General features: G+C 72.5%; 8 protein-coding genes and 1 pseudogene. 4 read left to right on the top strand and 5 right to left on the bottom strand.

The window, feature by feature from the left end; translation table 11 throughout:
• The first annotated feature begins 351 nt into the window (after positions 1-351).
• Positions 352-1,148, top strand: a pseudogene (gene erm, locus JNW91_RS26380) (ErmE/ErmH/ErmO/ErmR family 23S rRNA (adenine(2058)-N(6))-methyltransferase).
• A gap of 8 nt (positions 1,149-1,156) precedes the next feature.
• On the opposite strand, the gene JNW91_RS26375 reads toward erm, so the two are convergent.
• Entirely contained in the window at positions 1,157-1,348 is a 192-nt protein-coding gene (locus JNW91_RS26375; protein ID WP_203178077.1) for a DUF2795 domain-containing protein, read from the bottom strand.
• Positions 1,349-1,448: 100 nt separating this feature from the next.
• Between JNW91_RS26375 and JNW91_RS26370 the strand changes: the two genes are divergently transcribed.
• A complete protein-coding gene (locus JNW91_RS26370; RefSeq protein WP_203178076.1) occupies positions 1,449-2,705 on the top strand; it encodes an erythromycin esterase family protein in 1,257 nt (418 codons plus the stop codon).
• A gap of 99 nt (positions 2,706-2,804) precedes the next feature.
• Here JNW91_RS26370 and JNW91_RS26365 read toward each other — a convergent pair whose 3' ends face one another.
• The 3 genes from JNW91_RS26365 to JNW91_RS26355 all read right to left on the bottom strand — a co-directional run bounded on the left by JNW91_RS26365 (position 2,805) and on the right by JNW91_RS26355 (position 6,146).
• Positions 2,805-5,024 (bottom strand): MMPL family transporter, encoded by a 2,220-nt coding sequence (locus JNW91_RS26365; RefSeq protein ID WP_203178075.1) that lies wholly within the window; start codon positions 5,022-5,024, stop codon positions 2,805-2,807.
• Positions 5,024-5,611, bottom strand: coding sequence for a TetR/AcrR family transcriptional regulator (locus JNW91_RS26360; RefSeq protein ID WP_203178074.1), 588 nt, complete (start codon positions 5,609-5,611; stop codon positions 5,024-5,026). Before JNW91_RS26360 ends, JNW91_RS26365 begins: the two co-directional genes overlap by 1 nt.
• A gap of 100 nt (positions 5,612-5,711) precedes the next feature.
• Complete coding sequence (locus JNW91_RS26355; RefSeq protein WP_309244492.1) at positions 5,712-6,146, bottom strand: winged helix-turn-helix transcriptional regulator; 435 nt, start codon at positions 6,144-6,146, stop codon at positions 5,712-5,714.
• 76 nt (positions 6,147-6,222) lie between these two features.
• Here JNW91_RS26355 and JNW91_RS26350 point away from each other — a divergent pair, with 76 nt between their 5' ends.
• Both JNW91_RS26350 and JNW91_RS26345 read left to right on the top strand, forming a co-directional pair.
• Complete coding sequence (locus JNW91_RS26350; RefSeq protein WP_203178073.1) at positions 6,223-7,683, top strand: MFS transporter; 1,461 nt, start codon at positions 6,223-6,225, stop codon at positions 7,681-7,683.
• A complete protein-coding gene (locus JNW91_RS26345) occupies positions 7,680-8,639 on the top strand; it encodes a DNA polymerase domain-containing protein (RefSeq protein WP_203178071.1) in 960 nt (319 codons plus the stop codon). Before JNW91_RS26350 ends, JNW91_RS26345 begins: the two co-directional genes overlap by 4 nt.
• 59 nt (positions 8,640-8,698) lie before the next feature.
• Here JNW91_RS26345 and JNW91_RS26340 read toward each other — a convergent pair.
• Positions 8,699-9,739: chitinase (locus JNW91_RS26340; RefSeq protein ID WP_238425744.1), on the bottom strand; the 1,041-nt coding region annotated here is incomplete at its 5' end.

The following is a 9,739-nucleotide window of genomic DNA, read 5'->3' as shown; positions in this document are numbered from 1 at the left end:
GTGGGGTGGGGGGGTCGGTAGGGTGGCGGGCATGTTCACGCATGCCCTGATCGAGGGGGTCGGTGCGCCGGCCGCCTGGGGTGCCCTGCTGGTGTCCCGTCCGCGAGTCCGGCGTCCGGCCCTGGCCGGCTGGGACGCGACCTGCCGCTGATCGGTTCACGCTCGCGGTGTGGTGGGGCACTCGCCCCCACCACCGCTGATCTTCTGCAACGGCACGAGGCTGTCGCCGCGTCGCCGCGTACCCGCGCCATGGTCCAGGGCCGTCCGAGTCCCGATCCACTCGGACAGGCCCGGCAATCCCGGCTGCCTGTCCAGCCCGTCGCCGAGCGGCGACAGACAGGACGACGACCCGTGGCGCCCCGCAACATCCGACCATCCGAACGCGACCGGTCCCGTCGCGTACTCAGCCAGAACTTCCTCACCGACCGGGCCGCCGTCGCGCGGCTGGTCCGTGTCGCCGACCCCGACCCGACCGGGCTCCTGCTGGAGGTCGGCGCCGGCCGCGGTCAGTTGACCCGGCCGCTCGCCGCCCGCTGTGGGCGACTGACGGCGTACGAGGTGGACCCGGCCGCCGGCCGGGAGTTGGCGGCCGTCTGCGCGGCCCTGCCCAACGTCGAGCACCGGCAGGCCGACTTCCTCGCCGCAGAGCCGCCACCGGAGCCGTTCGCGGTGGTCGGCAACATCCCGTGGTCGCTGACCTCCGCCGTGGTGCGCTGGTGTCTGGCCGCGCCCCGGCTGCGTTCGGCGACCCTGCTCACCCAGTTGGAGTACGCCCGTCGACGCAGCGGCGACTACGGCCGGTGGACCCGGCTCACCGTGCAGACCTGGCCGGAGGTCGGGTGGCGGCTGGCGGGACGGGTGCCCCGAGGCGCGTTCCGACCGGTGCCGGCGGTCGACGCCGGGATCCTGCGGATCGAGCGGCGACCGGAGCCGTTGCTGCCGGCGGCGGCTCTGCCGGCGTACCGGAGGCTCGTGGGGTTGGGTTTCGAGGGCGTCGGCGGCTCCCTCGCCGCGACCCTGCGTCGGCACCACCCGCCGCCCGGGTCGCGGCCGCCCTGCGGGCGACGCGGATCGCGCCGGACACCCCGGTGGGGTACGTCTGGCCGGAGCAGTGGCTGGTGCTGTTCCGGCTGCTGAACGCGCGGTGACCGGGCCGTCAGGCGAGGGTGGTCAGCGCCTCGCTCAGCTCGGCCGGCGACTCGAACTGCTCCGCGGGCAACGCCTGCAACATCTGCAACAGGGCCGTGCTGGCCCCGTTCTCCTGACCCCAGCGGACCAGGTCCTCGCGGGAGACCGGGTAGTCGAGCCCGGCCAGGTACTCCTGCAACTGCACGCCGGTGACGGTCATGCCGGTCGGCTACCCGCTCGGCGCCCCCGTACACCGCGACGGCGTGTCGGCGGGCGACGCGCCGACGGTTTGTCGGAGCGGCCGCCGGGTAGCCGCTGCCATGCTGGTTCAGCGGCTCGGCGCGCCGAGCGACTTCGATCCGTTGCTGGAGCGCGTCCGGGACTCCCGGGTGGTGATGATCGGCGAGTCCACGCACGGCAGCTACGACTACTACCGGCTGCGCGAGCAGCTCACCCGGCGACTCATCGCGGAGTGCGGCTTCTCGTTCGTGGCCGTGGAGGGCGACTGGCCGGACTGCGACCGGGTGCACCGCTCGGTCACTGCCGCGCCCGGCGGGGCCCACGATCCGCAGACGGCGCTGGAGGGCTTCGAGCGGTGGCCGACGTGGATGTGGGCGAACGCCGAGGTGGCCCGGTTCTGCCGCTGGCTGCGGGCGTGGAACCTGGAGCGGCCGGACGGTCAACGGGCCGGGTTCCACGGTCTCGACGTGTACAGCCTCTGGGAGTCGATGCAGGCGATCTTCGACTATCTGGGTGAGGAGGATCCGACCTCGCTGGAGGCGGCGCAGGACGCGTACCGGTGCTTCGAGCCGTACGGCAAGCGGGTTGAGGAGTACGGCGCGGCCAGCCGGTTCGTCTCCGCTCGCTGTGAGGAGGAGGTCGTCCGGCTGTTGGCCCGTACTCGGGAGCAGGCCATGTCGGACGGCCCGGATCGTTTCTCGGCCTGGCAGAACGCGGAGGTGGTGGCCGGCGCGGAGCGCTACTACCGGGCGATGGTGGCCGGTGGGCCGGATTCCTGGAACATCCGTGACACGCACATGCAGGACACGCTGGACCGGCTGCTGGATCGGTACGGTCCGGACGCGCGGGGGATCGTCTGGGCGCACAACACGCATGTCGGGGACGCGCGGGCCACCGACATGGCCGCCGACGGGTTGATTAACATTGGGCAGTTGGCCCGGGAGCGGTACGGCGACGACGCGGTGGCGCTGGTCGGCTTCGGCAGCTACCGGGGCACGGTGATCGCCGCTCCGCGATGGGGCTCACCGTCCGAGGCGATGGTGGTGCCGCCGGCCCGGGAGGGCTCGGTGGAGCGCAGGCTGCACGAGTTGATGCCGGAGCGGGCTGTGCTGGTCTTCGGCGGCGACGACCAGCCGGAGTGGGTCACCGGGACGGCGGACCACCGGGCGATCGGGGTGGTCTACGACCCGTCGTTCGAGTCCTGGGGCAACTATGTGCCCACCCGCCTCGGTGAACGCTACGACGCCTTCATCTGGTGCGACGAGACGACGGCCCTGCACCCGCTGCCGGTCCCGGCCGCCCCCGGCGAAATGGAGACGTACCCAGCGGGCGTCTAAGGGCCCCGACCCCGTCGATCATGGAGTTGTGGTGCCGGACGAAGGCCCCCTACCGGGGCACGACGGGCACCACAACTCCATGATCGACTTCCTGGTTGGTTACACCCGGGTCGGGGTTCGCTCCGTCAGGTGGGTGCGGAGACCTTCGCCTTCGATGTCGACGTTCGGCAGGGCGCGGGAGAGCCAGTTCGGCAGCCACCAGGCACGCGAGCCGAGCAGGGACATCACCGCGGGGACGATCGTCATCCGGACCACGAAGGCGTCGATGGCGACGCCCACCGCGAGCGCGAAGCCCATCGACTTGATCACCGGGTCCTCCAGGAAGACGAAGCCCCCGAAGACCGACATCATGATCAGAGCTGCGGCGGTGACCACCCGGGCGCCGTGTCCCATGCCGCTGATCGTGGCCTGCTGGGCGGTCTCACCGTGGACGAAGTCCTCCCGCATCCGGGACACCAGGAACACCTCGTAGTCCATGGCGAGGCCGAACAGGATGCCGATCAGCAGGATGGGCAGGAAGCTGATCAGCGGGCCGGGCGTGTCCAGGCCGACCAGGCCGGCGAGGTGTCCCTGCTGGAAGACCGCCACCGTGATGCCGAACGTGGCGGCGACGGTGAGCAGGAAGCCCAGCGCGGCCTTCACCGGCACCAGCAGCGAGCGGAACACCAGCATCAGCAGCAGCACCGAGAGCCCGACCACCAGCAGCAGGTAGACCGGCAGGGCGTCGGAAAGCTTCTCGGAGACGTCGATGCCGATCGCGGTGACACCGGTGAGCAGAACGTCGGCGCCCCGGATTCCGCCCACCGAGTCGCGGATGTCGTGCACCAGCGTCTCGGTCGCCTCGTCGGTCGGACCGGTCTTGGGCACCACGCCGAGCAGCGCGGTCCGGCCGTCCGGGCTGGGCTGCGCCGGGGCCACGGCGAGAACGTTCTCCGTGCGCTGGAGCAGCGCGGTGACCTGGGGTACGGCGGCCGAGGTGGCCTGCGGCGTGTCACCGGCGACGACCACCGCGAGTCGGCCGGTGAAGCCCGGACCGAAGCCCTCGGTGATCAGGTCGTTCGACACCCGGGCGGGCGAGCCGACGGCCGCCGTCGAGGCGTCCGGCAGGGCCAGCCGCATGTCGGGCGTGGGCAGCGCGAGCAGACCCAGGCCGAGCAGGCCGACCAGGATGACGGGTACGCGGAACCGGGTGACCAGCCGCGCCCAGCGGAAGCCGAAGCCGGTGCGGTCCTCGGCCGGTACGGTGTCGACGTCCAGTCCGCCGGTCGACACGGCGCCGTCGGCGGGCGTGCCGTCGGCGGCGACCGCGCGCAGCCGGCGGGGGAGCACCCGGCGGCCGGCGAAGCCGAGCAGCGCCGGCTGGAGGGTGATGGCGACGAGGACGGCGACGGTGACCGTGCCGGCCGCGGCGAGACCCATCACGGTGAGGAACGGGATGTCCACCACGGCCAGCCCGGCCAGCGCGATGACCACGGTGGCGCCGGCGAAGACCACGGCGGAGCCGGCGGTACCGACCGCCCGGCCGACCGCCTCCTCCGGCGGCAGGCCGTCGATCAGGTTCTGTCGGTGGCGGGAGGTGATGAACAGCGAGTAGTCGATGCCGACGGCGAGGCCGAGCATCAGCGCCAGGATCGGCGCGGTGCTGGTGAGCTGGACGGCGCCGCTCAGCGCGAACAGCCCCGCCATCCCGGCGCCCACGCCGATCAGCGCGTTGAGCATGGTCATCCCGGCGGCCACCAACGACCCGAACGTGATGATCAGGACGATCGCGGCGACCAGGACGCCGAGGGCCTCGGTGGAGCCGATCTCCGGCTCGCCGCCGAGCACCTCGCCGCCCGGGGCGACCTGCCAACCCTTTGTTTTGGCGGCTGCGCCAACCTGCTCGTACGCGGCCTTCTGGTCGTCGGTCACGTCGTCACCACCGGTGGCGAACTGGACCTGGACCAGCGCGTACCGGCCGTTGGGCGAGACCGCGCCGACCTGGAACGGGTCGACGGCGCCGACCACGCCGGGCAGCGTCGCCGCCTGCCCGACGAGTTCCCGCACCACGGCCTGACCCTCGGGGCTGGCGAGTTGGCCGTCCGCGGGCGCCTTCATCGCGATGGTGCCGGTGGCGCCGCTGGCCGCGGGGAACTGCTCCGCGAGCAGGTCGAGTGCGCGCTGGCTCTCGGTGCCCGGCATGGTGAAGTTGCTCGCCGTCGGGCCGCGGAGGGTCGCCGCGGCGATGCCGGCGCCGACGAGTACGACGAGCCAGAGCGCGACGACGAGCCGTCGCCGGCGCAGCGCGCCCCGGCCGAGCCGGTAGAGCAGGGTGGCCATCAGGAGTCCTTGTCCTCGGTCGTGGGTGGTTGGGGCAGCGGTGCGTCGACGGGTTCGAGGGCCCGCCGGACGAGGGTGAGCAGGGCGGACCGCAGCTCGTCGTCGGGTACGTCGACGAACTCGGCGCACGCCTCGGAGATGCCGGCCAGCAGCACCAGCGCCGTGATGCGGGCGCCGGGCCGGTCGGAGTGCCCGGCCAACGCGTCGCGCAGCCGTTCGGAGATCTGCTGGATGTGCGCGAACGCCGGCTGGCACAGCAGTTCCGGGAACTCGCCGCGCAGCAGCGCGATCTCCCGCCGGAAGCGGACCGCGAGGTCGACGAAGCCCACCGCGGCGGCCTCCTGGGCGGCCGCTCCGGTCAACCCGGTGAGCTGGTCGTCGAGGTCCCGCAGCACCGCGATGGCCGGGGCCATCAGCTCGGCGAGCAGGGCTTCCTTGTTGGCGAAGTGGTAGAGCACGGTGGCTTTGGAGCAGCCGACCTCGCGGGCGATGTCCTGTAACGAGGTGCCCCGGTAGCCGGTCACCGCGAACCGCCGCGCCGCCGCGGCGAGGATCTCGCCGTGCGTTTCGGACACCGCTCTGGCCATCACTGGTCCACCTCCGCAGACCAGCATGCCTGACCGATCGGTCAGCCCCTGACCGATCGGTCAGACGAAGGCGGTGGTGTTCCCCACACCACGGCCTGGTTTATCCGCCGTGCTCGGCGTCGTACCTGGTCCGCGCCTCGGCGATGGCCCGGCGGTGCCGCTCGGCCCAGCTGGTCAGCGCCACCAGCGACTCGTACAGCTCCAGCGCCATCGGCGTGGCCGTGTACTCCACCTTCGGCGGGACGGTCGGGTAGACGGTGCGGTGCAGCAGGCCGTCGCGTTCCAGGTTGCGCAGGGTCAGCGTGAGCATCCGTCGGCTGATGCCCTCGATGTGCCGTTCCAGCTCGGTGAAGCGCACCGGGCCGTTCGAGGCGGCCACCAGGATGCCGATGCTCCACTTGCCGCCGACCCGGTCGAGCACCTCGCGGACGGTGCACGCCCGAGCCTGCCCGGGGGTGAACGGCACGTTCCCGGCGGCGCAGGTGAACTCCGCGTCGACCTGCGCGGACACATCGCTGTTCCTCTGGGACATCACAGTGCCTCCTTCCGCTCCGGCTCATGGTCACAGACGATTGCGTCAGTAACAAAGCGTGCACCAAGGAGGCATTTCGATGGACCGTACCGTCCCGGCCCGCTGGCCGGCCCTGCTCGTACTCTGCGCCGGCAGCCTGATGATCATCCTGGACGGGAGCGTCGTCTCGGTGGCGCTGCCCGCCGTCCAACGCGACCTGGGCTTCACCGCCGCCGGCCTGGCCTGGGTGGTCAACGCCTACCTGGTGGCGTTCGGCGGGCTCCTGCTGCTCGCCGGACGCCTCGGCGACCTGCTCGGCCGGCGTCGGGTCTTCCTCGCCGGCGTCACCCTGTTCACCCTGGCGTCGCTGGCCTGCGCGGCGGCCACCGGGCCGACGCAGCTGGTCGGCGCGCGCTTCGGCCAGGGCATCGGCGGCGCGCTGGCCATGGCGGTCAGCCTCGGCATGATCGTCCGGCTCTATCCCGAACCGGCCGAGCGGGCCCGCGCCATCGCCGTCTTCAGCTTCACCGGGGCGGCCGGCGCATCGGTCGGCACGGTGGCCGGAGGAGTGCTCACCGAACTGGCCGGCTGGCGTTCGATCTTCCTGGTGAACCTCCCGATCGGGGCGGCGATCCTGCTCACCGCCGTCCGCCGGCTCCCCGCCGAACGGGGCATCGGCGTGCGAGCGGGCCTCGACGTGCCCGGCGCGCTGCTCGCCACCGCCGGCCTGATGGCCACCGTGCTGGGCATCGTGGGAACGGGCGAGCACGGCTGGACCAGCCCACGCACCCTCGGCGCGGCGGCACTCGCGGCGCTGCTGCTCGGCGGTTTCGCCGTACGCCAGCGGGTCGCGGCGACCCCGCTGCTGCCGGGCCGGGTGCTGCGCGTACCCGGCCTGGTCGCGGCGAACACCGTGCAGTTCCTCATGGTGGCCGCGTTCTTCGGCTTCCAGTTCCTGCTCGCCGTGGAGTTGCAACTGGTGCTCGGGCTGGACGCGGCGGCCACCGGCTGGGCGTTCCTGCCCACCCCTGTGGTGATCGCGGTGGTCTCGCTCGGTCTGGCCGGTCGGCTGATCGCCCGGTGGGGTGCCCGCGGTGTGCTGCTGGTCGGGCTCGGCCTGGCGACGGTCGGCTTCCTGCTACTCGCCCGGCTGCCCGCCGACGGTCGCTACCTCGCCGACGTGCTCCCCGCGATGCTGATCTTCGGGGTCGCCGGCGGCCTGACGCTGCCAGCGGTCACCACGCTGGCCATGGCCGGCGCGACCGACGCGGACGCCGGGCTCGCGTCCGGAGTGGCCAACACCACCCAGCAGGTCGGCGGGGCGGTCGGACTGGCCGCGCTGGCCACCCTGGCCGCCGCCCGCACCGACGTTCTACGGGCCGGGGGCTCAGTCGAGACGGCTGCCCTGGCCGCCGGCTACAGGGTCGCGTTCGCCGTGGCCGCCGCCCTGGTGGTCGCCGCACTGCTGGTGGCGCTGACCACGCTTCCAAGCCGGCCCGCCGAAACCGACCGCCGCGTCAGGTTGACCGACGACGCCGAGGCCGCGAGGGTGGTCGGGTGAGCGAGGCTGACGAGATCCGCGACGGGGTGGGCCTGACCAACCTGGACCAGCCCCTGTCCGACAACGTCGACGCGACCAAGCGCGACCTGGTCGACTACCTGGACGCGGTCGCGGACCGGATCCTGCCCCAGTTACGGGACCGGCCGCTGTCGGTGATCCGGGTCCGCCCCGGCCAACCGCCGTTCATGCAGAAGAACCTTCCCCGCTACACCCCCGACTGGGTCCGCCGGGTGCCGGTCTGGGCGGAGGCGTCGCACCGCGAAATCTCGTACGCCCTCTGCGACGACCGGCGCACCCTGCTCTGGTTCGCCAACCAGCGGGCGGTGGAGTACCACCCGACGCTGGCCACCGTCGCGGACCTGCACCGCCCCACCCATCTGGTGCTCGACCTGGACCCGCCGGAGGGTGACGGATTCGCCGCCGCCGTCGCCGCCGCGTTGCTGGTCCGCCAGGCGCTGGCCGACGCCGGCCTGACCGGGGCGGTCAAGACCAGCGGCGCCAAGGGCGTGCACGTCTTCGTTCCCGTGACGGGCGACGCCACGGCCGAGGAGTTGGCCGCCGCCACCCGGGCGCTCGCCGTCCGCGCCGAACGGATCGACCCGGCGCTGGCCACCACGGCGTACATCAAGGAGGACCGGGGCGGCCGGGTCTTCGTGGACGCCACCCGGGCCGGCGGCGCGACCGTGGCGGCCACGTACAGCCCCCGGCTGCGGCCCGGGATGCCGGTCTCCTTCCCGGTCGACTGGGCCGACCTGACCGAGGTGACCCCGGCCGACTTCACCATCCGGACCGTGCCGTCGCTGCTGGCCGGTGCCGATCCGTGGGGGGCCGCGATGCCGGCGCCGCAGCCGCTCCCCGCCGACCTGGTGGCGGAGGGGCGGACCATCCCGGTGGCCCGGGTGCAGGCCATGCACGAGGGCAAGCGCCGGGCCCGCGCCCGCCGCGCGGCCGACTGACGGCACACGCTGGGGTACGGTCCGGGCGCTCACCCTCGCGGCGCGGCGCCGGCAAGCTTTCAGCGACCCTGCAGGCGCTTCACGTTGTCGCCGAACGTCCAGCCCTTTGACCCGTCCCAGTTCGCCGACCAGGTCATCAGGCCCTTGAGGCCGGGTACGGCGTTCCACGCCTGCGTGACCAGCGACGTCGACATGTAGCCGCCACCCGCGCCGTTCTGCGCGGGCAGGCCCGGAACCTGCTTGTCGTACGGCACCCGGATGGTGGTGCCCTGGATGGTCAGGCCGTTGTTCAGGCACTGCGTCTGCACCGTGAAGCCCTGCACCGTGCCGGCCGGGTACGAGTCGCCCGCGCAGCCGTACATGCTGCCGTTGTAGTACTGCATGTTCAGCCACCAGAGCCGGCCGTTGTCCACAAACTTCTTGATGATCGGCAGGTACGAGCCCCAGATCGAGCCGTAGACCACGCTGCCGCCGGTGACGTAGGCCGTTTCCGGCGCCATGGTCAGGCCGAAGTTCGAGGGCATCCGGGCCAGCACTCCGTCGATGATCCGGATCAGGTTGGCCTGCGACGTGGACAGGGTATTGATGTTCCCGCTACCGGTCAGGCCGGTCTCGATGTCGATGTCGATGCCGTCGAAGTGGTACGCCGTGAGGATCGGCACGATCGTCGCGATGAACCGGTCGGCGACGGCGCTGGAGCTCAGGTCGATGCCCGCCGCGGCCCCGCCGATCGACATCAGGATGGTCGCGCCGGCCGCTTTGGCCTGGCACATCTCGGCCGGGGTGGAGACCTTCACACCAGCGTCCATGCCGTTCTCCCAGAGCACCGTGCCGTCCGAGCGGATCACCGGGAAGGCCGCGTTGATCACGTTGTAGCCGTGCTGGCTGAGCCGGCTGTCGGTGATCGGGATCCAGCCGAGGCCGGGGTGTACGCCGTTGGAGGCGCCGTCCCAGTTCTCCCAGTAGCCCTGGAGCACCTTGCCGGCGGGCCGCGACTTCACCCCGCAGTCCCCACCGGTCGGCGGGGGTGTGGTGGGCGGCGGTGTGGTCGGTGGCGGCGTGGTGGGTGGCGGTGTGGTCGGCGGCGGCGGGGTGGTGGG

Source organism: Micromonospora parastrephiae, assembly GCF_016802865.1.
Taxonomy (GTDB): domain Bacteria; phylum Actinomycetota; class Actinomycetes; order Mycobacteriales; family Micromonosporaceae; genus Micromonospora; species Micromonospora parastrephiae.
The sequence above is the reverse complement of the archived record's forward strand: the minus strand, read 5'-3'. Positions and strand labels throughout refer to the sequence as shown.